The organism is Chryseobacterium sp. FH1, from assembly GCF_000735135.1.
GTDB lineage: Bacteria > Bacteroidota > Bacteroidia > Flavobacteriales > Weeksellaceae > Epilithonimonas.
On record NZ_JPLZ01000007.1, the window covers coordinates 12,120 to 38,330 of the forward strand.

A 26,211-nucleotide genomic window follows, 5' to 3' on the forward strand; every position below is an offset into this window, starting at 1 on the left:
GCTTCAAAAAACTATCTTTGGAGCTGTTTTTTCAATTAAAAATTATGCAAAAAATATCTTCAAATTATGTTACCAAACGCATTGGTGAATTTGATTTTGAACAATTTTACACCCAACAGAAACGATTGATTTTCCATTCTTTGATGTGGTTGAGTTTTGCTTTTTTATTGTTTTTGAGTTATCGATTAGCTTATCATCTCACGTATTTCAATAGTTTCATCCTTACACTTCGGATGTGCGTTGTGAATATGATTGTGTTCTATATTTTCTTTTATCTACTTCTGCCGAGAATTTTAAAACTATCATTCGGATTGGCGATTTTTAATTTGATTATAAGTTTTCCTGTGTTTGTAATTGTTTGGTTGCTATCAACTTACTTGTTTTCTATAATTTATCACTATTTTGGATTCGAAATTTTAGAAGGAGAATTGAAAGGTGCGATTACGGCGAGTGCAAACCAGACTTTTTTGGAAACCATTTCTATTAACAGAATAATTTCTCAGTCAATTATCTTCATTTCACTTTTGTCGCCTTTCTTTTTTGTTAAAATCTTATTTGAAATTTCCAAACTTTACAGCCGAACCATTAAAATTCAAAACCAGAAAAATCTGCTGGAAATCCAGAATATCAATATTGAAAAAGACTTTCTAAAATCTCAGCTCAATCCACATTTTCTATTTAATACTTTGAATAATTTATACAGTTTGAGCCTTAAGAAAGACAATGCGGTTCCCGAAGTGATTCTCAACCTTTCCGACACAATGAGTTATACGTTGTACGAATCGAACAGTGAAAAAGTAGAATTGTGGAAAGAAGTAGAATTCGTTAAAAACTATTTCGAGCTCGAAAAAATGCGCTACTCTGCGGATAAGAAAATTCATTGCGAATTTCCTACTGAGACAGATTGTAAAGGTTTAATGATTGCTCCGCTTTTGACTTTCACCTTCATAGAAAATGCTTTTAAATATGGTCTGAAATCAAAAGAATTAGCTTTTTTGAATCTTAAAATAAAGATTGAAAATGGGAAGTTTATTTTTGTGATAGAAAATGATTTCGAGGAAAACAAAACCAAAAATATTCACGGCGGAATCGGAATAGAAAATGTACGTAAACGTCTCCAGTTAATATATCCAAACGATTTTCAATTAGAAATTCTCGATTCACAAAATATTTTCAGCGTGCAGTTAACAATCAATCTAATCAAATAATGGAAAAAATAAATTGCATCATTATCGATGACGAACCACTTGGAAGAGACGTCGTAGAATCCTTCGCCAAAGAAGTTTCTTATCTAAACATTCTGGGGATTTTTGAAAACCCTGTGACAGCTTTATCTTTTCTTGAAGAAAATTCCGTCGACTTAGTTTTCAGTGATATTGAAATGCCCAAAATCAATGGTTTAGATTTCCTCCGAACATTAGAAAACCCGCCCATTTTTATTTTTATTACCGCTTATCGCGAGTTTGCTTTAGACGGTTTTGATACAGGCGCGACAGATTATTTGGTGAAACCGGTTAGATTTGATAGATTTTTGAAAGCCGTGCAAAAAGCTAAAAATCAGATAGATTTAAAGATAAATTCCAACAGCTCACAAGAGCACAACGACAAAATCTTTATTAAATCAGAAGGAAAAATTATTAAGATTTTGTTGACCGAAATTTTATATATCGAAGCCCAAGGCGATTATTTGAATGTGATGACAACATCGGAAATCTATTCGACCCAAATGACACTTACCTCAATGGAAGAGAGTTTACGAAATAAAAAATTCTTTAGAGTTCAGCGTTCCTTTATTTTGAATCTTGATTTTGTAAGAAGTATCCACGGAAATATGGTGGAATTGCTGAACGGAAAATCTATTTCTGTTTCCGTGAATAAAAAGGAGGAACTTTGCAAATTTTTGGGAATGTGAATTTTTTAAATAAAAAAAGCGAGAAATAATCTCGCTTCTAATTTATGATTTTAAATCTAATTTCAATTCTAACTCCGTCAGCTGTTCCTGATGAATCGGTGCCGGCGCATCAATCATCACATCTCGCCCAGAATTATTTTTCGGGAATGCGATGTAATCTCTAATCACTTCATTTCCATCCAAAATCGCTACCAATCGGTCAAATCCGAACGCCAAACCACCGTGAGGCGGAGCGCCATATTTAAAGGCGTTCATCAAAAATCCGAATTGGGCTTCTGCTTCTTCTTTTGAGAATCCTAAAAGGTCAAACATTCTAGACTGTAAATCTTTATCAAAAATCCTGATAGAACCGCCACCAATTTCGTTTCCGTTTAAAACCAAATCGTATGCGTTGGCTCTCGCTTTTCCTGGGTCAGTTTCCAAAAGGTGGAAATCTTCGGTTTTCGGAGAGGTGAAAGGGTGGTGCATTGCGTGGTAACGTCCGTTTTCCTCATCAAATTCCAACAGTGGGAAATCTACAACCCAAAGTGGTGCAAATTCGTTTCCTTTTCTCAGCCCAAGACGGTTTCCAAGTTCCATTCTCAAAGCGGAAAGTTGCGTTCTCACTTTGTCTGCGTTTCCGGACATTACGAAAATTAAATCGCCAGCTTTTGCGCCGAATTCTTCAGTGATTTTCTTTAAGTCTTCTTCAGAATAGAATTTATTGACAGACGAAGTTATAACGCCATCGTTTTGGAATTTAATCCAAACCAATCCTGTTGCGCCAATTTGTGGGCGTTTTACCCAATCCACCAATTCGTCGATTTGTTTTCTGGTGTAATCTGCAATGCCTTCAACATTGATTCCGACAACCAATTCTGCATCGTCGAATATTTTGAAATCTTTCCCTTTTGTTAAGTCATTCAGTTCGTGAAATTCCATTCCGAAACGGATGTCCGGTTTGTCGTTTCCATATTTCTGCATCGCATCGGCGAAGGTCATTCTTGGGAAATCTCCGAATTCGTTTCCGGTAATGTCTTTCAAAAGAACTTTTGTCATTCCTTCGAAAACATTCATAATATCTTCCTGCTCTACAAATGCCATTTCGCAATCGATTTGGGTGAATTCCGGCTGTCTGTCAGCTCTCAAATCCTCATCACGGAAACATTTCACGATCTGAAAATATCTGTCCATTCCGCCGACCATTAACAACTGTTTGAAAGTTTGTGGTGATTGTGGCAATGCATAAAACTGTCCTGGATTCATTCTGCTTGGAACTACGAAATCTCTCGCTCCTTCCGGAGTAGATTTGATTAAAACCGGCGTTTCAACCTCGATGAAGCCTTCTTCTGAAAGATAATTTCTAACTTTCTGCGCCATTTTGTGACGGAAAATCAGTTTGTCTTTTACCGGATTTCTTCTGATATCCAAATATCTGTATTTCATTCTCAATTCTTCGCCACCGTCGGTTTCGTCTTCTATTGTGAAAGGTGGAAGTTGAGATTCATTTAAAATGATTAGATTCTCAACTAAGATTTCTACGTCCCCAGTTGCAATCTTTGGGTTTTTGGAAGTACGTTCGATAACGGTTCCTTCTATTTTGATGACGAACTCACGGCCTAATTTTTTGGCGGTTTCCAAAAGTTCTTTGGAAGTTCTGTCCTCGTCCAAAACCAATTGTGTGATGCCGTAACGGTCTCGCAAATCTATCCAAATCATAAAACCTTTGTCGCGGATGGTTTGTACCCAGCCGGAAAGTGTTACTTTTTCATTCAGATTTTTCAGCGTCAGTTCGCCGTTTGTGTGTGTACGGAACATTTTTTTAGATGTTAGATGTTAGACTTTAGAGATTAGACATTTAGTCGTCCAATTTCCGAGTGCAAAGATAATAATATGAATAGAGAATACGACAAATATGTACATAATTGTCCATATTTGATGTAATTAATTTGAATCGAGGCGAAGCGCGTGAGGGATAGTAGTGGATATCCTTTTTTTAGCGGAGGGAATTAGCGAATGGGAAAAAAGATAGTAACGGATAGCCCGGCCCGAGCGGTGGGAGAAGCGTTGGCGAGGGACACGCCCTAATTGTTGGTAGTCTCGGAAAATTGTTGTAATTTAGTGGAAATCAAATATTTAATTATTATGGGAAGAGGAGACCAAAAATCTACCAAAGGAAAAATCGCGCGAGGAAGTTATGGAAAATCCAGACTTAGAAAAACCTCGAAACCTGTAGTAGTGGCGGAAAAGCCAGCAAAAGAAAAAGCAGAACCAAAGCCGAAAGCAACGAAAGCGAAGGCTGAAAAACCAAAGGAAACGGAAGAAAAATAAAAAATCGGGCTCGTAAATTTTACGGGCCCGATTTGTATTTGTAGTGTAATCTTTTATTTTCCGAAAAGTCCGCCTAGCAATCCACCAAGTCCGCCTTGTTGAGATTGTTTTTGCTGACCTCCGCCAAGAACGCTTCCAAGAATGTCGCCTAATCCACCTCCGGAAGATTGCGTTGCGCCACCAAGTACGCTTCCTAAAATATCACTCAAAGGATTGTTGGATGCCTGCGCTTCCTGAGCTGAACCACCAAGAATTCCGCCAAGCAAATCACCCAATCCACCGCCAGAAGTGACGTTGTTGGCTTGCTTCTGCTGACCGATATAGCCCATAATGACTGGTGCCAACATTGCCAAGATTGGTCCAATCTTGTCCATGGAAATTCCAGTATTTTGTGAAAGTTGGTTTTCTACATTTGCCTTTTCGCCTCCGAAGATGTGACTTAGGATCGAGTCGCCTTCTTGCTCTCTTTCTAATGCTTGAGCAGGATTGTTTAAGATACTTCCGTCGTGGTGTTTGTCGAGGGTTGTATTTAGTTTGTCTGCTTCGTCAGTGTTTTCTGATTTTTTCTTCAAATAGCTGATGACCAAAGGTGCTGCAACTATCAAAAGTGCGATGATTTGATTTTTGCTGATTCCGAATTTATTCTCAGCCTGTTCTGCAACCTGGTTGCCTGTACTTCCTGTAATAAGGTCTAGTAAACCCATAATTTATGTTTTTTGTTGATAATCAAAGATAAAAATTTTGATTACATCTTTTTAATTTCTTCCAAAGAATTTTTTTCTTTTCTGAGTTTTAGGAATTCTTGACAGTTGTTGTACATAAAATCTGAGGTATCGGCAGGTGTTTTCTCGTCAAGATAATATTCCAAAACGCCTACATTATCATTCATCCAAGGGAAAAGATAGTAAGATAGTCCGCCTTTGTGGGATTTTTCTTTGTCAAAGTTCTGACCTTGAGGTGTTTTTGAAACGATGAAAAAACTTAATAAATAAAATACCGGTACACAGAAAACAGAAAGTGACATTGCTTTGTAAATTTTAGGCTGAGAGATTTTGATGTCAATCAATCCTTCGATAATGAAAAATACAAAAAACAAATAAGCGTTCAGGAAGAAAACGTAATTGTCGGAGACATTATATATAGTCGCAAATCCGAATGGAACTATAAAACTTAAAAGATAAAACAGATTTTGTGAATCTCTGAAAGTCTTTGCTTTTTTGAAAATGATGACAATTGCTGGTATAATAAAAATCCAAAAGTTATAAATCAAATAGCCAATTGCTACTGCAATGTCTTTTGCAAAGCCAGAAATAGATTTTTGCAAACTTCCTTCAACCCAATTTGAATTGCTGGAACCATAAACGGAAGCTGTTTCATAGCCATTGAGATAAGCCAGAAAATACAGACCAAAAGCAAATACAAAAAAGATTGAAATGCTTGGTAATATATTGATTTTGAGATTTTTAAATGAACTAAAACAGAGAATAAGCCAAGCCGGAATCAGCATCATATTTTGGACGTGAGCCCACAAAGACAATCCTAGAATCAAGCTTGCAAGAAATAGAAATTTAGAATTTTTAACTTCCAAAAACTTAATACTAAAATATATGTAAAGCGCAATCCAAAAGCTATTGAACGTATAAACCTCAATAATCTCCGTCTGTTTCCAAAACGTAAAACTAAAAGCAAAAATCAAAGTTCCAAGATAAGCCCAAATCTCTTTTCTGAACTTCAGTTTCAATCCAAAAAACAAAACCACCAAAGTCAAAACCGAAAAAATCAGATTGAAAAACCGCGTGGCAGGAATAGAATCCAATCCAAAAACGTTTTTGAATCCAATCAATAAATTAGTGTAAAGAAACTTACCGAAAACTGTAGTATTATCTGTGAATTCATTGAGTTCTGCTATGTTCACAAAGCCTAAGGCATCACCAAAAGGCACTTTTGTAAAACTAAAAAACCAGTAGAAGACAAACAGAAAACCAAAAAATAGGACTCGGTAAAGATGCTTCATCCGAAATTAATTTTTGAAAATCGGAACATTGCTACACGCTTCCCCAAACATCAAAGATTTCACCAGCGGTTTCAATTGTTCCACCAATTCCACGTACGCATTGTTCGGAATCGATTCGTCGCTACAACCCTTTACCAGAACACGTTTGTCTCTCAGTTCAGAGAAATCGTAGGTTTGAATCGCATTGTGCATTAGCAAAACTTCCAAATCCTCACGGTTTCCAAAAACCACTTTTTTCGCAGGGTCTGTAACTTTGGACGTTATTAGGAAGTAGGCCCACAACGGAATAATCACATCCTCAGAGCAATAGATGTAAACATAAGCGTCTCTATAAACCTCCGCATCGACGTTAGCAATTTTTTCACGGAAATCTTTTTCCTTCAAAATCATCCCTTCCCAAAGGAAATCCTTGATGTCGATTCCCAACCTTTTTCCCTTCGGATACAGGTCGGTTATATCAAAATTCACCAATCCGCTATTTGCAACCTTATTCTTAATTTCAAATTCTTCTGACATTTTTCAAATTTTAGTAATTGTTAGGAGCTTAATCCCGCTAGTAGTTTATCCTGAGCAAAGTCGAAGGGCTATATCTTTTTTTGCCGAAGCTTTCCCCCAAGCAAAAAAAGGATGTCGCTACTATCGGGGCTATGGGTTTTGTCATCCAATCAAATTTTGTCAACAATTCCACTTTCCCAATTCTAATAAACCAAAATGATTTATTTTTGTTCAAAGTTAGGAATTTCACAGAAAAAACTTAATTTTAAAAATCTATCATCCAATCTCTATTAATCTAAAATCTAACCCTTGAAATATTACATTATTGCAGGCGAGGCTTCCGGCGATTTGCACGCTTCCAACCTGATGAAGGCCATCAAACTGAAAGACCCAAAAGCAGATTTCCGTTTTTGGGGTGGCGATTTGATGCAGAAGCAAGGCGGAACTATGGTCAAACATTACCGCGACTTGGCGTTTATGGGTTTTCTGGAAGTGGTTCAAAATCTAGGGACCATTCTCAATAATATCAAAATTTGCAAAAAAGACATTCAGGAATATAAACCAGATATGTTGATTTTGGTAGATTATCCAGGATTCAATTTGAGAATTGCGAAGTTTGCGAAAGATTTGGGAATCAAAGTGGTTTATTATATTTCGCCACAACTTTGGGCTTGGAAGGAAGGTCGAGTGGAAACCATCCGGAAATATGTGGACGAAATGCTTGTCATTCTCCCATTCGAAAAGGATTTTTACAAGAAACACGACATAGAAACACATTTCGTAGGTCATCCGTTGCTTGATGCGATTGAAGGCTTGCAACCTGTTGATATTCAAAAATTTAAAGCGGAAAACAATCTCAACGAAAAAGAAATCATCGCACTTTTGCCTGGTTCGAGGAAGCAGGAAGTCACAAAGATGCTGGAATTGATGTTGTCTGTAAGAAGTCATTTCACTGATTATCAATTCGTAATAGCTGGTGCGCCGAGCTTGGAAAAAGATTTCTATGAGCAATTTGTAGATGCTGATGTTCATTTCGTTTCCAACAAAACTTATGATTTGTTGAGATGTTCCAAAGGTGCTCTGGTAACGTCCGGAACCGCAACTTTGGAAACGGCTTTGCTCAATGTTCCAGAAGTCGTTTGCTACCGAGGAAGCCGAATTTCCTACGAAATTGGAAAACGGCTCATTAAAAATATCAAATATATTTCGCTCGTCAATCTGATTATGGACAAGGAAGTGGTGACGGAATTGATTCAAAATGAACTGAATACAACTAATTTAGTTAAAGAACTTAATAAAATACTCAAAACAGAAAAACGCGAACAAGTGTTGAATGACTACGAGATTTTACGTTCAAAATTAGGCGGAAGTGGCGCGAGCAATAACGCATCGGAAATCATCGTAAACTTGAAATAATGGATAAAATCGAATTACAACTTCAAAAGATAGAATCACTTTTATCCCAAATTGTCGTTACAAATGAGAAGGTTTCCAAAGCTTCGGTTGGTTGGCATCTCGAACATTTGTTGTTGATTCTGAACAGCAGTTTGAAAGGTTTAACGATGACGAATCCGAAAGATTACCATCCGAAATTTAGTTTGAAGAAATTTGTTTTCCTCAATTTTGGAATGATTCCAAGAGGAAAGATACGCGCGCCAAAACAATTCATTCCATTAGAAGTCCCAACTCAGGAAAGTATTTTGAAACTGATTAATCTGGCAAAAGAAAGATTGAAAGCTGTGGAGAACCTTCCTGAAAAATCATTTATCACACATCCTTTTTTAGGCGATTTTGATAAGAAAACAACGCTTAGGTTTTTGTGGCTTCATAGCAATCACCATTTGAAAATTGTGGATGATATTTTGAGAAATTGATTTTTTTTGACTTAATTTTAGTAGTAAATAATCTGGATTTTTTAAATTAATTTAGAAAAGCTTTAAAGATATTTATAGTTTTTCTCGCAGATTTTGCAGATAAGGCAGATTTTTATGAATTTATTTTTAAATTTATAAAAACATAACATAATGACTGAGAATGAGATTTCATATTTGGTTCGAAAAGCGATTTTCAATGTTTATAATGGGTTAGGTCCAGGTCTATTGGAGTCGGTTTATCATAAAGTGTTGGTGTATGAACTTGAGGATTTAGGATTAGAGGTCAAATCTGAGTTGCCAGTTTCTGTGATTTATAATAATGTTGTTTTCGATTGTGAATTTAGAATAGATATTTTAGTTGAAGATAGCGTGATTGTGGAATTGAAATCTGTGAAAGAATTGGAGAATGTTCATTTCAAACAAGTCTCAACTTATTTAAAATTGTCAGATAAAAGACTGGGGATTTTGGTTAATTTTAATACAGATAATATTTTAGATTCTATAAAAAGAATAGTAAATAAGTTAGAATAATTCTCTCGCTGATTCTGCATTTTGGCAGATTAATATGATGAAAAATCTGCCCTATCTGCAAAATCAGCGAGAATAAAATACCACAGAAAGACGTGAACAAACAACCTTTGCTCATTTTAGTAATCTGTCTCATACTTGGAATTCTTCTCCAAGAGTATTTGATTTTGAGCAAATTAACTGTTTTTAGTTTGTTGATTTTCGCCGGAATTTCTTTAATTTCAATCCTCATCAAAGCTCCATTTTTCCAGAAGACAAAATATTATTTTTTAGGTTTTTTCTTTTTCTCGATTGGAATTTTCATCCATTTTCAAAATTCTCACAAACCAGCAATTCCAACTTTAAAAGAAAAAGAAAATATTGTTTTTCAACTCAGCAAAAAACTGAATTCCAATGAAAAGAACAGAAGATATTTCGTTGAAATCTTAGCAATTCCTTCAAACGAAATTAAAGATTTCTCTCCAATCAAAACAGTTCTCAGCATTCCGAAAGAACAGGAGCAATTGGATTTTGACCATTTTTATAATTCCGAAATTTACATTCATCAGCCAGAAAAAATTAACAATGATTTTCAGTTTGATTATAGAAAATATCTCGCAAGACAAGATGTCTTTCTGCAAGCTTATTTACCAAATGAAATTCTGAAAACTGCGAAAACTGAAGTTTTCTTTCCGGATAAAATTCGACAAAAATGTCTTGATATTCTCAACAAAATTAATCAAACGCCACTTTCTCCAAAGATTCAGGAATTTCTGAAAGGCATTATTTTGTCAGATAGAACTGAGATGGACAAAGAAACGGTCAACGATTTCAATCAAACTGGTTTGGTGCATTTGCTGGCGATTTCTGGCTCGCATATGGTGATTATTTTCTGGATGACTTTGTTTGTTTTGAATCAAATCATCCCTGTCAAGTTTCGGAAGCTTTCAATTATTCTCAGTCTAGCTTTGATTTGGGCTTTTGCTATTTTTATAGATTACGGAAGCTCTGTGATGCGGAGTTGTCTGATGATTTCGTGTTATTACGTGATGGTTTTGTTGCAACGGAAGTCGGATTTGTTGCATTCTCTGGCGTTGTCGGCCTTCATTCTTTTAATTGTCGATTCCAATCAGTTTTTCGATGTAGGATTTCAATTGAGTTATGTCGCGGTTTTGGGAATTTGGTGGTTGTCTGGACCGATTAAAAAGCTTTTTCGAAAACCAAGATATTGGCTGGAAGATTTCATTTACAGCATCACGGCGATGACTTTTTCTGCACAGATTGCGACTTTGCCATTGGCGATTTATTATTTCCATCAATTTTCGTTAGTGTCCATTTTTGCGAATTTGCTCATCATTCCACTTTCCGAAATTATCATTATCTCATCCTTGTTAATGGTAATTGCAATCGCTTTTGGAATGAAATATCTCTTGATATTTCAGATTTTCGATGCGTTTATCCTTTATGTCTTGAAAGCTATTCATTGGTTTTCCAGCTTCGAATCGTTGATGAATAAAAATATTCCGTTAAATATTTTGGAAGTCGGTGCTTTACTTTTGGGAATTTATTTCTTGAAATTTTTAATCAAAGATTTGTTTAATTTGAAATATCTGCTTCGATTCAGTTTTTGTCTTCTGTTGTTTTTCGGATTGAGAATCGGTTTTAATTATTATAATTTTGAGAAAGAGGAAGTTCTTGTTCATCATTTTTATAAAGAAAAAATCATCAGCATTAAAAAGAAAAGTCAAATTGTTTTCTGGCTTAAGGAAAATAAAAATGAAGAGAAAATTAAAGATTTTGTGATAACTCCATATTTGATTTCTAGGCGAATTTCTGATTTTGAAATCAAATACTATCCTGAAGATTCTGAAGCTTTTGTGTTTGAAGGTAATAAATTTGAGTTAAAATAGTTTTAATATTATAAAGACTTTAACCAATTCTTATATTTAATGAAAGACAAAATTTTATTAATATCGTCAGTTTTATTGTTTACTATCGCGATGGTGATAGGTTTTCATCCAGGTGACTCGTCCAAACTTTTACTTTTTATTTTATTATTAATTTTTATTTGTGGATTAAGCATCTCCTTTATGGTCTTTGCATTGTCGAAAGAGAATTCTAAATCTGCCTTTTCAGAAAGCTTAAAATATTCTTTTGGGTTAAGTTCATTAGTTTTGATTATTGGATATCTTGTTTTTTCTCTTTACCCAATAATTTTTTGATTGATGAAAATCTTCTATAAAATACTAGCATCGGTCTTGCTGTTTTCATCAATTTTTATGACATTTATGATGGGAGCTATTCTTACAAGTGAAGGTATAAATGTATTTTCACCTTACATTGATACGCAGTTTGCACCACAATATTCTCCGGAAAAGTTTGAATTGATAAAAGTGGGTCAATCCATAAAAGATGTTGAAGCCATCGTTGGAAAACCATTGCGAAAAACTATAGATTCTACAGTGCAGGAAACTCAATATTGGTACACGATGGACAGTAAATTACACTTTAACAAAAAAAGTGGGGATTTTGCTTGGTATGTGTCTATAGTATATTTTGACTCTGAGGGATATGTTAAAAATATAGTTAAACAATGGGCTTATGATTAAGCTTATGTATTTTGACTAATGAAACAAGAACCCTTTCAGAATTTCAAACTCTGAAAGGGTTAAATTGAAATATCATTAATTTCTTATCTCACTACTGGCGCTACTTTATCTCCAAATAATTCTATGGATTTCATCATCACATCGTGCGCCGGATCGCCCACATCCATATGTCCGATGAATCTCGTCAAGCCAAATAATTCTTTCATTTCCGCTATCTTATCGGCTACTTCATTTGGACTTCCGATGAAGAGTGCGCCATCTTTGCTTCGTCCGCCTTCGTATTGGTCTTTGGTGTATGGCGCCCATCCACGGCTTCTGCCGATTCTGTCCATCTGAGATTTGTAATTGAAAAAATATTGGTCGATATCCTTTTGGTCGTCACTCACAAAAGAGTGAGAATGGATGGCGATCTGCATTTTGCTTTCGTCGTATCCCGCTCTTAGATATTCTTGTTTGTAAAAATCTATCAAGTTTTTGAACTGTCTTGGCATTCCGCCGATGATGGCAACTATTAGAGGTAAACCTAGTTTCGCTGCTCTCAAAACAGATTCCGGCGTTCCGCCAACTGCAATCCAGATTGGCAATTTCCCTTCGTTGTAAGCTCTTGGATAAACGGTTTGATTCTCCATTGGTCTTCTCAATATTCCACTCCAACTCACATTTTCCTCGTTATTGATTTTCAATAATAGGTCCAATTTCTCTTCAAAAAGTTGATTGTAATCTGAGAGGTCATAACCGAAAAGCGGGAAAGATTCTATAAAACTTCCTCTTCCAACAAAAATCTCTGCGCGCCCTTTGGAAATCAAATCGATGGTGGAAAAGTTTTGATAAACTTTCACAGGTTCCGATGAACTCAAAACCGTTACACCGCTTGCCAATTTGATGTTTTTCGTGATACTTGCCGCAGACGCCAACAAGATTTCTGGAGACGATACCGCATAATCTTCTCTGTGATGTTCGCCCATTGCGAAAACATCAAGTCCAACCTCATCCATCAGTTTTACCTGCTCAAGGATTTCGTTTAGTTTTACGCTTGCGTCTCTATATTTTCCGGTTTTGGTATCGAAAGAAACATCTCCGAACATTCCTATTCCTAATTCCATAATAATCTCATTTTTTGATAGTACAAATTTACAGCTTCAAGATTTGGCTGGCATTGATGTAAGTTAACTATGGAATAGAGGTTAAAATTGATAATGATTTATAGAATGAAAAAATTAGTCTTTACGCTTTCTTTAATTTAAGAAATTGTTTTTCGAAAAGATGGTAAGAAAGATATGATAATAAAACGGTGGACGAGAATGATGATAAAATTACCACAAACCAATGCAGTTCGTACATTGCTCCGATTTTATTAAAAAGCTGGACGCATATTGCATGAATTAGATAAAGTCCGTAAGTGTATTTTCCCAATTGAGCCATGATTCCATTGTCTGAAATTTTGAAAGCATTTTTTTTTCCTAATGTTGACAAAATCATTACCGAAAACAATATCGCAAGAATGATAGAGCTTATTTTTTTATCTGTGATGATCGCGAAATTAGTAATCATAAAAATAAATAACAAAGTAAAAACGGCAAAAGTATATTTATACAATACTGATATTTTCTCAGTTTTCTCAATTATTTCTTTATGAAAAACAAAAATATATGCGGGCACAGCTCCAAAAGCGAAATATTGAATATTACTAAGAATATCTAATGATGGGATGCCACGCTGTTCATAAATTATTCTAGAAATAAATGAAATTAAAATACAGATGACAATGAGTTTCGGGATGTTCTTGATAGAGATAAAATAAAAAATCAATCCCCAAATTATATAAAAGTGTTCTTCTACACAGAGTGACCACATTACATTGATTGGCGAGACATTAGGCACCATATCTTTATACATCGCTACATAATTTTCTAGAAAAGTCATCGTAAAAATCCACCTTGGTTGATAACCTTCATTTGAATAAGGAAGCTTTAAAGCAGAAAGGATAAATGGTGTACACATCGCAAATAAAACCATCGCGTAATAGAGTGGCCAAATTCTCAGGGTCCTTCTTAGAAAGAAATTCTTCAATCGTACTCTGTTTTGATTATTTAGCTTTTCTAGCAATAATATGTAGGTAATAAGAAATCCACTTAAAACAAAAAAGAAAGAAACACCAATCTTGCCAGCTTTGGAAAAAGAATGTAAAAAATTACTCTCAGGAATTATGCAATGAGATAAGAAAACCAGCAAAAAAGATAAAAATCTCAGTGAATCGAAGGTGTGGAAATGTATTCTTTCTATTTTTACAATGCTCATTTTATTTTATCCTTGCTTAGAAATTTGTCTTTTGCGAAATTACTATTTTAATGTCATTTTTGTCATAAAATTGCGCGTCTGTAGTTAAATAATCTAAATTCTATGCATTGCAGTTAATCAAAAAGCCCCAGAAAAATCTGAGGCTAAATCAAAAACATTTAAAAGAAGAAAAAAGATTTATTTTACAATGACTCTCTTCACATCGCCATCTGAAGTTTTCACCACATAAACGCCAGTAGAGAGTTTTGATGTCTTAATAGTTAAGACATTAACACCTTTGTCGAGTAATTTTCCTGACATATCGTACAATTTGTAACTCTTAGCTTTATTGAAGTATAATGTATTTCCCTTGTTAATAGGATTTGGGAAAATGTTGAAACTTACTTTTTCGGATTTCACATCGCCAGTTGAAAGTTCGGGTGAAACAACGACTTCGTACATAGACAAAGTTCCGCTGATTTCGTTAGCAACAATTACATAGCCTTTTCCTGTCGTTGAGTTTTCAGGGGCAATGTAAGTGATGCCTTCCGGACCGTTGTCACCACCATAAGCAGTTGTCATTCTGGAATGTTTGTAATCTGTGAATGTCACATTGTTAGGATCTGTCACATTGTAAACCATCACACCGCCAGTTCTTTCTAAAGTAATGAAGGCGAAAATCTGTCCATTGATTTTTCCAAGAGTTACACCTTCTGGTTCAGGACCTTTTGCACGGCTTCTCACTTTGATACCGTTTGCTTCATTATCTGCATTGAAGATCAGAGGATGGTTTTCTGCAACGTGTCTTTCGAACTGGTCACCACTGTCAAAAACGATCTGTTTAGAATCTGCATTGAAAATCGAGAACGATCTTGCACCCAATTCGTGGATCTCTTCAAATTGTGAATCTCCATCTGTATTTCCATTAACATTCGTCACTCGGAATCTTCCTAAATTATGAGATGCTTTCAGTACAGAAGCATTTGGGAAAACAGTTGGGTCTAATGCATATCCGTTCGCGCCAACCGTAGTTCTCTCACTGAAGCCACCAAGATCTTTCTCGTCTCCTTCGTTCGCAGTCACAATATAATTGGTGTTTCCAGCTTTGTAATAAGCCATTGCATCTGGATTGTAATAGGCTTTCACTGGCCAGTTTGCGATTAGAATTTCACCATTGTTGTCAGATGCGTCGAAGCCATTTCCTGGAAAACTCATATCTTTTTGGCCTAATCCCCAGATTCCAATGATAGATTTCGTTGCTAGATTAACCTCAATCACAGCATTGTTTTCCTGACAAGACACCCAGGCTTTTTGGCTGTCTTCACTTATTGCAATATATTCTGGTTCCAAGTCTTGTGCTAAAGTGCTTGTGGATTTTACTTTTCTTACTCCAGATGCTAATAAGGACGCTTCTTGACCGTTGAAACCTGCCAAAGAAAGTGTTGTCACGTTCGATTGCAGTAGATTGGTGATGCCTCCCGTGATGTCGATAATGCTGATAGAACCTTCCGGATCTACTGTGTAACTGTCATTTGGTTCACCTTCGTTGGCTGTCATTACTTTTGTCCCGTCTGGTGTGAATGTGATCATATCTGGTAAAACACCAACAGTAACTTGTTTAATGAAATTGCCATCGATATCGAAGAAAACAACGGAGCCATTTTCCTGTGCATTGGTTCCATTTGGAGAAGCCACAGCGATGATTCCGTTTTTCACAGCTACACTTGTGATTCCGCCATAAGGCAACATATTCACAGTTTTGATGACATTCGGAGTGGTAGGATTGCTGAAATCGATAATGTCAAAAACATCTGTCAAAGAACTGATCGTGAACAATCTTTGCGTTGCAGGATCGTGAACCACAATTTCTGTAGAACTGTTGTTATTTCCTGAAGGATCAAAGAAGCCCAGATAATTGAGTTCAATTTGTTTTGATGCAACCGGAGCTTGTTTGTCATTGTCAACGATATAAATGGTAGAAAAAGCGTCGCCGGAAATAGTTGCGCCAACCGGATTTTCAAGACCTAGAACAAAGTATTCAGCTTGTTGCTCTTCCAAAGTGTCATCAATGATTGGAATGTCTATATTAACGCTCGTGGTAGAAGGTGTAATATTAATTGTTTGATTTGATAAAGTGAAATCGTTGCTGTCCGCTGTACTGAAAGGTGCAGGTTTCACAACTAAATTTACAGTTGCATTTGAAGGATTTGCTACATTAATTTTGAAAGCTAATGTTCCTGCGTTTTCATTAACCTTAATAAAAGTCTTGTCAAATGAAATACTCGTTCCAGCTGTTGTGAAAGTGGAAGAGGTGGATGAAGTCACTGCATTATCACTTGTATCTTCAACTACATTCGGTTTTAAAGCCAAATAGTAAGCTTGATTCGGAACCAAACCGCCAGTTGGAATTACTGTAATCTTATTATCGCTGAAAGTCGTTGTGAAAGGAACTGTATTTCCTGTGGCATTAGTTAGTCTTAATTCGACCAAATTCTGCGCATTTGCATCTGTTATATCAGAATTGTCAATGAGTCTTACATTTTCGTTAAATGTAATAGTTGGGTTTACAGTCGTAGATGCATTATTGACATTGTTTGCAGGAGTGTAAGTCACTGTCGGTGCCGTTGTATCTGTGCCTCCAGTCGGATTTGCATCAACGGTAAAATTATCAAAACGGTTATTTCCGCCAACACCGCCGCCTGTCGCCACAAATTCAACTTTCAATTTGAAGTTGGGATTATTTGCAACACCGTTTACTGCTGAGAAATCTAATGTGATCAGTTGTGGATTAGCATCTTGCGGATTTACGGTTTGATAACTTGTGAAATTGGTGCCATCCGTAGAATATGACCAAGTTTGTGTTCCCGCCCCTTGTCCGGATCTTCTGGTTGTGAATTTCACTACAACATCCTGGTAGCCTGTCGTTGGCAAATTGAACTGAATATTACCGTTGATTGGCAGATTGTATCTCAAATGCGTTCCGGAAGCATCACCATTTCTAGCGTTCAAGTTACTGACATTGAAGTTTTGCCCAGTTCCTCCGGCGAAATTAATGAAAGTGTCAGTGTCCTCATTTGTTCCTGTAGAAACTGCAGTCATCGATCCGCTCAAAAGCGTGGATGTTGGAGTCGTAATTGTGGCTACGCTTGCATTGTTGTTGAAATTCCAGTAGTGGATCAAAGTTTGTCCCGAAGCAAGACCGTGAAATAACACAGCAATCGGCAAAAGACCTCTGAAAAGGTATTTGTTTTTCATTTTTACTTTTATTTAGATTGGCGTAAAGATGAAATAAATTCCTGTCCGGTACTTTAAATGAATCTTAATTAATGTTTAATAAAGCTTGTAATAATGGTGGTTTTAAGGTGTTTTTTAAGTGAAAGTTAATCAACAGTTATCATTAATATCATTGACTTCGTGTCAAAAGTTCCGCATCTTGCAAGTCCTTATTTTTGTTCAGTGACTTTTGAATAAATGCTATGAACCAATCCATCCGCTACAGAAATTTTCGGAACATAGATGTGTTTGATGTCTGCCCAAGTCATCACATTGTTAAAAATCGTAAGAGCTGGAACGATTACATCTGCACGGTCTTCGCGGATCTGGTATTCGTGCATTCTTTCTACCACGGACAATTTTTCCATTTCTTTCAGATATTTTTTGATGACAGTCACCGGCATTGGTTTGCCATCTTTGGTTTTGCTCATCGAGAAGATCTTATTGATGTTTCCTCCAGAACCAATGGCAACAACTGTTTTTTTACTTTTGATCTTGTCTTTGATCTCATCTTTCATCTCGTCCCAAATCGTTTGTGTTACTAATCCATTTAATAGACGAATAGTTCCAATATTGAAAGAATGCTCATATTGCATCTCATTATTTTCGTAGAAAGTCAATTCTGTAGAACCACCGCCAACATCTACATACAAATAAGCAAAATCTTTGTCAAGTCCTTCTGCAACGTGATTTTCGTAAATTAGAGTTGCTTCTTCGTCGCCGGTGATGATTTCGATGTTAATGTCAGATTGCTCTTTTACAATGTCGATGATTTCCTGTCCGTTTTTCGCATCTCGCATTGCACTTGTAGCACAAGCACGATAATGTTCAACTTTATAGATTTCCATCAATTCACGGAAAATCGTCATCGTTTTGATGACCATTTGTTTTCTTTCTGCGCCGATCTCGCCTTTGCTGAAAACGTCAAAACCTAATCTGAGTGGGATTCTCAGAAGATTCAGCTTTGTGAATTCTGGTTTTCCATCAGTTTCTTTTACTTCATTGATGAGCAGTCTTGCGGCATTACTACCGATGTCTATAGCGGCGATTATCATTATTTGGATAGAATTAAAAATTAAATTTAAACTAAATTTTTAGTATTTCTGATTTTTCAGATAATTATAAGTCTCGATCTGTGATCTTTTTTGATTTGCATTATCACTTTCAACATATTCATTTCTCATGTTTTTATCTAGGATTCTTGCTTTCACATTATCTTCCAATTGAATATCGAGAAGGTTTTTCAATTCTTTCTTCAGGTTTTTCTGCAAGATTGGCGTTGCGGCTTCTATTCTGTAATCTAAGTTTCTGGTCATCCAATCGGCAGAAGAAATGTACATATTTTCTGCACCTTTGTTGTAGAAGTACATCACTCTGGCGTGTTCCAAATATTCGTCCACAATACTGATCGCGTAGATTTTCTTTTTGAATTCTTTTTGATTGATGGCGCAATAGATTCCTCGGACAATCATTTTCACCGTCACACCTGCTTGTGCAGCGTCATAAAGTTTTTGAATCAAACTTTTGTCACTCAAAGAATTAACTTTGATGATCATTTCAGCTTTTCGTCCAGCTTTGGCTTCATCAATTTCCTTATCAATGTGAGCGATGATTTTTTCTCTCATAAACTGTGGACAAACCATTAATGTCTTGCAACTTTTTAATGTAATTGTAGGATCTACTTTTGGTTTGTTGAGGGCAGAGAAGATTTTGTTGATGTCTGCCATTATTGCTCTATTGGATGTCATTACGAGATGGTCACCATAGATTTTGGCAGTTTTTTCGTTGAAGTTCCCTGTGCTGACAAAACCATATTGAATCGTCTTGTTATGAACTCTTTTTTTGATGACGCAAAGCTTCGCGTGCACTTTTCTATTGGGAATTCCGAGAAGGACTTTTACGCCTTCCAATTCCAGCTTGTCTTTCCAATAGAGATTGGATTCTTCATCAAATCTTGCTCTAAGTTCCAGCATTACAGTCACTTCTTTTCCATTTCGCACAGCATTGATCAAAGCATTCGCAATTTTCGAACTCGATGCCAATCTGTAAGCTGTAATTTGAATGGATTTCACATCTGGATCCATTGCCGCTTCTCTCAACAAATCGATGACAGAATCATAAGAATGATACGGAAACGTGAGCAAAACATCTTTTTTGATGATGACATCTGTTACTCTTTGTTTGTTGGCAAATTCTGGATGGATAAAAGCTGTTCTTTCCACCGGTTTGTGGTAAGCTTTGAAAACATCGGGAAAATCCATAAAATGCCTGAAATTATGAATTTTCTGACCTGGAATGATGCTGTCCCGCTTGCTAAGGTTGAGTTTTTTAATCAGAAACTCAAGCAATGCTTTGTCCATTTCCTTGTCGAAGACAAATCTGGTCGGTTTGCCTTTTCGTCTGCTTTTGATGCCTTTTTCTATCTTGTCTGCCAAGGTGGTTTTGATGTCGTTGTCAAGATCAAACTCGGCGTCTTTTGTCACTTTGAAACAATGCGCTGTAAAATCATCATATCCAAAATAAGAAAAAATATGTGGCAGATTGTGAATGATGACATCTTCCAAAAGCATCACATCTTTTTGCGTTGGATCTTCTGTTGGTAGCAAAACAAATCTTCCGTTTGCAGTAACGGGAAGTTCGATGATGGCGTATTGACTTTCGTATTGCCACTCTTTTCTCCGCATTGCAATACCGATGAAAAGGCTTTTTTCTCTAAGGTAAGGCATCGGTTTGTTCTCGTGAATCAAAACCGGGATTACATTGCTTTCCACTTCCTCATCAAAATATTTGACAACAAATTCTTTTTGAGCCTCCGTAAGGTGTTTATGGTCCTTAATAAAAACCTTTTCCTTTGCCATTTCGCGCTGAACATCCTTCCATGTTTTTTCAAAATCCTCCTGCTGATGGATGACAAGCTTGTTGATCTTCTGAAGGATCTTCGAAGGCGCATCGTAAAAAGACTCTGCAAATATTTTTTGCTTAAAGTCCATTGCGCGTTTCAAACCGGCAACTCGTACGCGGAAAAACTCATCCAGATTGTTGGAAAATATTCCTAAAAAACGAATTCTCAGATGGATGGGAACACTTTTGTCCATAGCTTCCTGCAGAACTCTGGCGTTGAAACCGAGCCAAGTGATGTCGCGTGGATTAAATTCTTGTGGCATTATTGGGTTTTTGATTATCTCAAAAGTAATAAAATTCATCGTATTAATTTGGATTCGAAAACTACAATGTTCTTTCGCATTGCTATGTTTCGGAACTGTAAACTAATTTTTAAATAAGTAAGGTATAAGGTTTTTTTTGAGGATTTGATAATTAATTTTAAAATAATTAATGCAATTTATAAATTATATTAAAAAATAATATAGATTTGCATTCCTTTTTAATTAATTATAAAAAAATGAAGAAAATTTTACTATTACTGTCAAGTGCTTTTTTTATTAGTGCTTACGGACAAAGAAGTTGTGGTACAGATCAAAAAATGGCAGATTTTTATGCCATAAATCCAGAAGCTAAAGCTAACAAAGAAGCTTTAAGAGATTTCTTGGTAAATAACGATTACATGACGAAGAAAGGTGCGAAAACCGTTGTGACAATTCCTATTGTTGTGCACGTTTTGTATTCTACAACTGCGATGAATATTTCTGATGCTCAGATTCTTTCCCAGATCAAAGTACTGAATGATGATTTTCGAAAACTGAATGCAGATTTCAATACCGTGGTTCCTGCAGCTTTCAAAGGTGTTGCGGCAGATATGGAATTGACTTTCTGCTTGGCTACCAAAAAGCCAGATGGAACATCTACCGATGGTATTGTAAGAAAATCTGTTGCAAGTAATTTTAATTTTAACAGTAATTATTACAGAACTTCAGGTTCACCATCTTGGGATACTACAAAATATTTGAATATCTGGGTTGGAAATATGACGCAATATCTTGGTTGGGCTTACCTTCCAGATAATGCTGGAGCTTCAGATGATGGATTGGCAATTGGTTACAGATATTTCGGAACTACAGGAACTGCGGTTAGTCCATTTAATAAAGGAAGAACAGCAACTCATGAGATTGGACATTATTTTGGACTAAACCATATCTGGGGAGATGATGAAAACGCTTGTGGAACTTCTGCAGGAAGTGATGGCTGTGCAGATACACCAGCAACTAAAAATCCATATTTTGGTGAGGATAATCCTGTTTTCCCAGACAATCAATTTACTTGTTCTAGTAGTGCAAATGGTGCTATGTTTATGAATTATATGGATTATGTTTATGATGCACAAATGGCAATGTTTACAAACGATCAAAAAACCATTACCCAGAATACAATGGTTGGCCCTAGAGCAAGTTTGTTGAACTCAAATGCTTGTTCGTCAATTTTAAGTATTGATGATTTTGAGAAAGGAAATTCAATCAATGTTTTCCCAAATCCAGCGATTAATTATATTTCAATTGCTTCACCGTTGGTTAGAATAAATGAAGTTGAGATTTTTGCGAGTGATGGAAAACTGGTCAAAAAAGCAAACGTGAAAAACGAAACTGACAAAATTGATGTAAAACAACTTCCTTTGGGAACTTACTACGTGAGAACTTATAATGAAAGTGGTTTTGTTAAATCTTTGAAGTTTATTAAGAAATAATTTAATTAAAATATTAAATCTAAACTCTGCTTAAAGGCGGAGTTTTTTTTTGTTAATGACAATTTGTCACTTTTTTTGACGTGGTACAAATATTGAGAATTGCTCATTGTAAATATTAATAATAACAAAAAATAACATATAAAAAAATGAGTAAAATAATCGGAATTGACTTAGGTACAACCAACTCTTGCGTTGCAGTAATGGAAGGTAAAGATGCTGTAGTTATCCCTAATGCAGAAGGAAAAAGAACGACGCCTTCTATCGTAGCGTTCATAGAAGATGGTGAAAGAAAAGTAGGAGATCCTGCAAAAAGACAGGCGGTGACAAACCCTACAAAAACTGTATATTCTATCAAAAGATTTATCGGAACACATTTCAAAGATGACGCTTCTGAAGTTTCAAGAGTGCCTTACGCAGTGGTAAGTGGACCAAACGATACAGTAAAAGTAAAAATCGACGACAGAGAATATACGCCACAAGAGATTTCTGCAATGATCCTTCAAAAAATGAAGAAAACTGCTGAGGATTATCTTGGACAAGAAGTAACAAGAGCGGTAATCACGGTTCCAGCTTACTTTAACGATGCTCAAAGACAAGCTACTAAAGAAGCAGGTGAAATCGCTGGACTTAAAGTAGAAAGAATCATCAACGAGCCTACAGCAGCAGCTTTGGCTTACGGAATGGACAAATCTCACAAAGACCAGAAAATCGCAGTTTACGATTTAGGTGGTGGTACTTTTGACGTTTCTATCCTAGATCTAGGAGATGGCGTTTTCGAAGTATTGTCTACAAATGGCGATACACATTTAGGTGGTGATGACTTTGATGATGTGATTATCAACTGGATGGCAGACGAATTCAAATCTGACGAAGGTGTAGATCTTAAAGGTGATGCGATTGCATTACAAAGATTGAAAGAAGCTGCTGAAAAAGCAAAAATCGAATTGTCTTCTTCTCCTCAAACTGAAATCAACCTTCCATACATCACAGCTACAGCTACAGGTCCTAAACACTTGGTGAAGACTCTGACTAAAGCTAAATTCGAGCAATTATCTGCTGACTTGGTAAGACGTTCTATGGAGCCTTGTAAAAAAGCGCTTTCTGATGCAGGTCTTTCTATCTCAGATATCGACGAAGTGATCTTGGTAGGTGGTTCTACAAGAATCCCGATCATTCAGGAAGAAGTTGAGAAATTCTTCGGTAAAAAACCTTCAAAAGGGGTTAACCCGGATGAGGTTGTAGCAATTGGTGCAGCAATCCAAGGTGGCGTTTTGACTGGAGATGTGACAGACGTTCTTTTATTAGACGTAACGCCACTTTCTTTAGGTATCGAAACTATGGGTTCTGTTTTCACTAAATTAATTGAAGCGAACACAACCATCCCAACTAAAAAATCTGAAGTATTCTCTACAGCTTCCGACAACCAGCCAGCTGTAAGCATTAGAGTAGGACAAGGTGAAAGACCAATGTTCAACGATAATAAAGAGATTGGTAGATTTGATTTGACAGATATTCCACCAGCACAAAGAGGTGTTCCTCAGATCGAAGTGACTTTCGATATCGATGCGAATGGTATCTTGAGCGTTTCTGCAAAAGATAAAGGAACTGGAAAAGAGCAATCTATCAAAATCCAGGCATCTTCTGGACTTTCTGACGAAGAAATCGAAAGAATGAAAAAAGAAGCTCAGGAAAACTCTGCAGCGGATGCGAAGAGAAAAGAAGAAGTTGAGGTTTTCAACAAAGCTGACGGATTGATATTCCAAACTGAAAAGCAATTGAAAGAATTCGGTGATAAATTGTCTGCTGACAAAAAAGCAGCAATCGAAACTGCTCACGCGGAATTGAAAACCGCTTTCGAAGCTAAAAACGGAGACGATGTAAAAGCTAAAACCGAAGCTTTAGATGCTGCTTGGATGGCCGCTTCAGAAGAAATGTATGCACAAGGTCAAGGTGCTGAAGCAGGAACTCAACAAGGTCAGGCAAACGGAGCAGAAGATGTTCAGGATGCAGATTTTGAAGAAGTCAAGTAAGCAGTTAAAACTGATTAAATATCAAAATTCCCAAGTGAAAGCTTGGGGATTTTTTTGTCTTAAATTGTAAAGGTTTATTATAAATTATCGCTTTGGGAATAATGAAGAAACTGGAAATTAAAAAAAACATTCAGAAACAAGAGGATAAAAACCTGTCTTTCCGAATTTTTGAGTTGAATGAAGAGAATCTCAATCAATACTTTAAACCGCATAAAAAAGATCATTTCTGCATAGTAGTTATTGAGAATGGAAAGATTAATATTCATATCGAGGACAAAATCCATTTTCTGAAAGCTGGAAAGATTTCTGTGATATTTCCAGATCAGGTCCATTTTGTCTCAGATTTGAGCGAAGATTTGAGAGGGAAAATTATCCTCTTCGAAGAGATTTTGTTCTGTTCTGATATTTTGAAAAATGAGCTTAGTACCTATAATGTCAACCTTTCTACGCAACTCAATTGTACAATTCTTTCCAATGAAGATTTTGAACGAAGCTTAGATTCGATTAAAATTATCAAGGAAATATATCAGAAACCAAGTCTTATAAAAAAAGAACAAGCAAGATTTCTGATCAAAATTTTTCTTTTAGGCTTGATTGAGTCTGTTCACGGTTTGCACCCTATTTTGAATCAGGAAACCGCTGATAAACCAATTTATGTTCGATTTAAAAAACTGCTGAACGAACATTACAAAGAACATAGAACCGTTCAATATTATGCAGACGAATTGGTAATCACACCAAAGAAATTAAACTCGATCACAAAAAAACATTGTGGCGAAACAGCCATTCAGTCCATTCATAATAGAATTTTGATTGAGATAAAAAGGCAATTGATGTTTTCTGACCTTTCTCACAAAGAGATTGCTTTTGACCTCGGTTTCAATTCTCCATCGGCACTCAACAAATTTGTGAGAGCAAAACTCCAGGAAACGCCAACCGAACTCCAGCAGGAATTGGCGCAAATGTATAACGCGTAATCCTGTTTGTATAACATGGCCCGTCTAAGCTTATCTAATTTTGTCCCATCAAAAATTAAATAAAAAAATGAGCAAATTGTTTATTGCAGGAGAGGTTTTCCACGGAGCGGGAACTCTTGAAGAATTAAAAAATATCAAAGGAAAAAAAGCGGTGATCGTAACAGGCGGAAGCTCTATGAGAAAGAACGGAACACTTGACAAAGCCGTTGCTTACCTAAATGAAGCTGGAATCGAAACGAAAATTTTCGAAGGCGTAGAAGAAGATCCATCCTCTGCAACTTGTGCAAAAGGAGCAGAAGTAATGCAGAATTTTGAACCAGACTGGATCATCGGTTTGGGAGGTTGTTCAGCGATTGATGCGGCTAAGATTATGTGGGTGTTTTATGAATATCCAGATGCAGATTTTGAGGCGATGATCAAACCTTTCACTGTTCCGGTTTTAAGAAATAAAGCGAAGTTCATTGCTATTCCTTCTACAAGTGGGACAGGAACCGAAACAACTGGTCTTGCGGTGATTACAGATAGACAAAAAGGTGTGAAATATCCAATCGTTTCTTACGAATTGACTCCGGATATTGCTATCGTTGACGGTGAAATCTGTGCTTCGATGCCGGCTCACGTAACGTCTAATACAGGACTTGATGTATTGACGCATTGTGTGGAAGCTTATGTTTCGAATATCGATAATAATATCGCAGATGCACTTTCCAAAGGTGGTTTGGGAATCGTTTTTGACAATTTGAAAGAAGTGGTAGAAAACCCGGATAACATCCAGGCTCGTCAGAATATGCACGATGCTTCTTTTATGGCAGGTTTGGCTTTCAACAATGCTTGGTTGGGAATAGTTCACTCGTTGTCTCATCAGGTTGGTGCGTTGTACGGAATTCCGCACGGTGCTTCCAATGCGATTTTCCTTCCGAACGTCATCCGTTATAATTCTTTGGCAACAGAGCGTTATCCGGATTTGGCAAGAGTGATTGGTAAAGAAACGACGGAAGAATTGGCTCAGGCAATTGAAACACTTCGGTCTGAAGTCAACAATCAATCAGCCATCAAAGATTTTGGAATTTCGAGAGAAGATTGGGATAAGAATCTGGATTACATCGCCAACAATGCATTGATGGATCCTTGCACAGGTTTTAACCCAAGAGTTCCTTCTTTAGATGAGTTGAAGGCGATTTACAACGCTTGCTTTGAAGGTTTGGTTTACGCTGAAGAAGTTGTTGCAGGATAATCAATTTAATATTAATGAATTTCTTGAAATAAAAATGAAAGTAATGTCCCTACAAGTGATTGT

Annotated in this window: 21 protein-coding genes; 12 read left to right on the plus strand and 9 right to left on the minus strand. The window is 36.3% G+C overall.

The window, feature by feature from the left end:
* Positions 1–44 precede the first annotated feature (44 nt).
* A complete protein-coding gene (locus IO90_RS15920) occupies positions 45–1,208 on the plus strand; it encodes a sensor histidine kinase (protein WP_185094389.1) in 1,164 nt (387 codons plus the stop codon).
* Complete coding sequence (locus IO90_RS15925; RefSeq protein WP_034969532.1) at positions 1,208–1,912, plus strand: LytR/AlgR family response regulator transcription factor; 705 nt, start codon at positions 1,208–1,210, stop codon at positions 1,910–1,912. The genes IO90_RS15920 and IO90_RS15925 overlap by 1 nt, the downstream gene beginning before the upstream one ends.
* 42 nt (positions 1,913–1,954) lie before the next feature.
* On the opposite strand, the gene aspS is transcribed toward IO90_RS15925, so the two are convergent.
* A complete protein-coding gene (gene aspS / locus IO90_RS15930; RefSeq protein ID WP_034969533.1) occupies positions 1,955–3,709 on the minus strand; it encodes an aspartate--tRNA ligase in 1,755 nt (584 codons plus the stop codon).
* Between the two features lie 327 nt (positions 3,710–4,036).
* Between aspS and IO90_RS15935 the strand changes: the two genes are divergently transcribed.
* Positions 4,037–4,222, plus strand: coding sequence for a 30S ribosomal protein THX (locus IO90_RS15935; protein ID WP_034969534.1), 186 nt, complete (start codon positions 4,037–4,039; stop codon positions 4,220–4,222).
* A gap of 53 nt (positions 4,223–4,275) precedes the next feature.
* Here IO90_RS15935 and IO90_RS15940 read toward each other — a convergent pair whose 3' ends face one another.
* From IO90_RS15940 to IO90_RS15950, 3 genes are read right to left on the minus strand one after another with little or no spacing between them, the layout of a single operon-like run.
* Entirely contained in the window at positions 4,276–4,926 is a 651-nt protein-coding gene (locus tag IO90_RS15940) for a DUF937 domain-containing protein (protein ID WP_034969535.1), read from the minus strand.
* 41 nt (positions 4,927–4,967) lie between these two features.
* Positions 4,968–6,236: a protein O-mannosyl-transferase family gene (locus IO90_RS15945; protein WP_034969538.1), complete on the minus strand. Its 1,269-nt coding sequence runs from the start codon at positions 6,234–6,236 to the stop codon at positions 4,968–4,970.
* A 6-nt stretch (positions 6,237–6,242) separates the two neighbouring features.
* The gene (locus IO90_RS15950) at positions 6,243–6,752 is read right to left on the minus strand and encodes a DUF2480 family protein (RefSeq protein WP_034969540.1); all 510 of its coding nucleotides are present in this window, start codon (positions 6,750–6,752) and stop codon (positions 6,243–6,245) included.
* A gap of 288 nt (positions 6,753–7,040) precedes the next feature.
* On the opposite strand from IO90_RS15950, the gene lpxB reads away from it, so the two are divergent.
* The 5 genes from lpxB (at position 7,041) to IO90_RS15975 (ending at position 11,721) form a co-directional block, all read left to right on the plus strand.
* Positions 7,041–8,147, plus strand: coding sequence for a lipid-A-disaccharide synthase (gene lpxB, locus IO90_RS15955; RefSeq protein ID WP_034969543.1), 1,107 nt, complete (start codon positions 7,041–7,043; stop codon positions 8,145–8,147).
* A complete protein-coding gene (locus IO90_RS15960; protein ID WP_034969545.1) occupies positions 8,147–8,605 on the plus strand; it encodes a DUF1569 domain-containing protein in 459 nt (152 codons plus the stop codon). The genes lpxB and IO90_RS15960 overlap by 1 nt, the downstream gene beginning before the upstream one ends.
* Positions 8,606–8,755: 150 nt before the next feature.
* Positions 8,756–9,136, plus strand: a complete 381-nt coding sequence (locus IO90_RS15965) for a GxxExxY protein (protein ID WP_034969549.1) — start codon at positions 8,756–8,758, stop codon at positions 9,134–9,136.
* Positions 9,137–9,300: 164 nt separating this feature from the next.
* The gene (locus IO90_RS15970) at positions 9,301–11,022 is read left to right on the plus strand and encodes a ComEC/Rec2 family competence protein (protein WP_131450902.1); all 1,722 of its coding nucleotides are present in this window, start codon (positions 9,301–9,303) and stop codon (positions 11,020–11,022) included.
* A 315-nt stretch (positions 11,023–11,337) separates the two neighbouring features.
* The gene (locus IO90_RS15975) at positions 11,338–11,721 is read left to right on the plus strand and encodes a hypothetical protein (RefSeq protein WP_131450903.1); all 384 of its coding nucleotides are present in this window, start codon (positions 11,338–11,340) and stop codon (positions 11,719–11,721) included.
* 83 nt (positions 11,722–11,804) lie between these two features.
* Here the strand turns inward: IO90_RS15975 and IO90_RS15980 are convergent, their stop codons facing one another.
* The 5 genes from IO90_RS15980 to ppk1 form a co-directional block, all read right to left on the minus strand.
* A complete protein-coding gene (locus IO90_RS15980; protein WP_034969560.1) occupies positions 11,805–12,824 on the minus strand; it encodes an LLM class flavin-dependent oxidoreductase in 1,020 nt (339 codons plus the stop codon).
* Positions 12,825–12,945: 121 nt separating this feature from the next.
* Complete coding sequence (locus tag IO90_RS15985; RefSeq protein ID WP_051878832.1) at positions 12,946–14,019, minus strand: acyltransferase family protein; 1,074 nt, start codon at positions 14,017–14,019, stop codon at positions 12,946–12,948.
* A gap of 177 nt (positions 14,020–14,196) precedes the next feature.
* Complete coding sequence (locus tag IO90_RS15990; protein ID WP_034969563.1) at positions 14,197–17,253, minus strand: choice-of-anchor I family protein; 3,057 nt, start codon at positions 17,251–17,253, stop codon at positions 14,197–14,199.
* A 188-nt stretch (positions 17,254–17,441) separates the two neighbouring features.
* Positions 17,442–18,326, minus strand: a complete 885-nt coding sequence (locus tag IO90_RS15995; RefSeq protein WP_034969566.1) for an exopolyphosphatase — start codon at positions 18,324–18,326, stop codon at positions 17,442–17,444.
* A gap of 39 nt (positions 18,327–18,365) precedes the next feature.
* Positions 18,366–20,435, minus strand: a complete 2,070-nt coding sequence (gene ppk1 / locus IO90_RS16000) for a polyphosphate kinase 1 (protein ID WP_034970274.1) — start codon at positions 20,433–20,435, stop codon at positions 18,366–18,368.
* A 236-nt stretch (positions 20,436–20,671) separates the two neighbouring features.
* On the opposite strand from ppk1, the gene IO90_RS16005 reads away from it, so the two are divergent.
* The 4 genes from IO90_RS16005 to IO90_RS16020 all read left to right on the plus strand — a co-directional run bounded on the left by IO90_RS16005 (position 20,672) and on the right by IO90_RS16020 (position 26,148).
* Positions 20,672–21,907, plus strand: coding sequence for a M43 family zinc metalloprotease (locus tag IO90_RS16005; protein ID WP_051878834.1), 1,236 nt, complete (start codon positions 20,672–20,674; stop codon positions 21,905–21,907).
* Between the two features lie 146 nt (positions 21,908–22,053).
* Positions 22,054–23,937, plus strand: coding sequence for a molecular chaperone DnaK (gene dnaK, locus IO90_RS16010; protein WP_034969568.1), 1,884 nt, complete (start codon positions 22,054–22,056; stop codon positions 23,935–23,937).
* Positions 23,938–24,038: 101 nt separating this feature from the next.
* Positions 24,039–24,914, plus strand: coding sequence for an AraC family transcriptional regulator (locus tag IO90_RS16015; protein ID WP_034969572.1), 876 nt, complete (start codon positions 24,039–24,041; stop codon positions 24,912–24,914).
* A gap of 67 nt (positions 24,915–24,981) precedes the next feature.
* Positions 24,982–26,148 carry an iron-containing alcohol dehydrogenase gene (locus IO90_RS16020; protein ID WP_034969575.1) on the plus strand — a complete coding sequence of 389 codons (1,167 nt, stop codon included), beginning with the start codon at positions 24,982–24,984 and terminating at the stop codon, positions 26,146–26,148.
* Positions 26,149–26,211 lie beyond the last annotated feature (63 nt).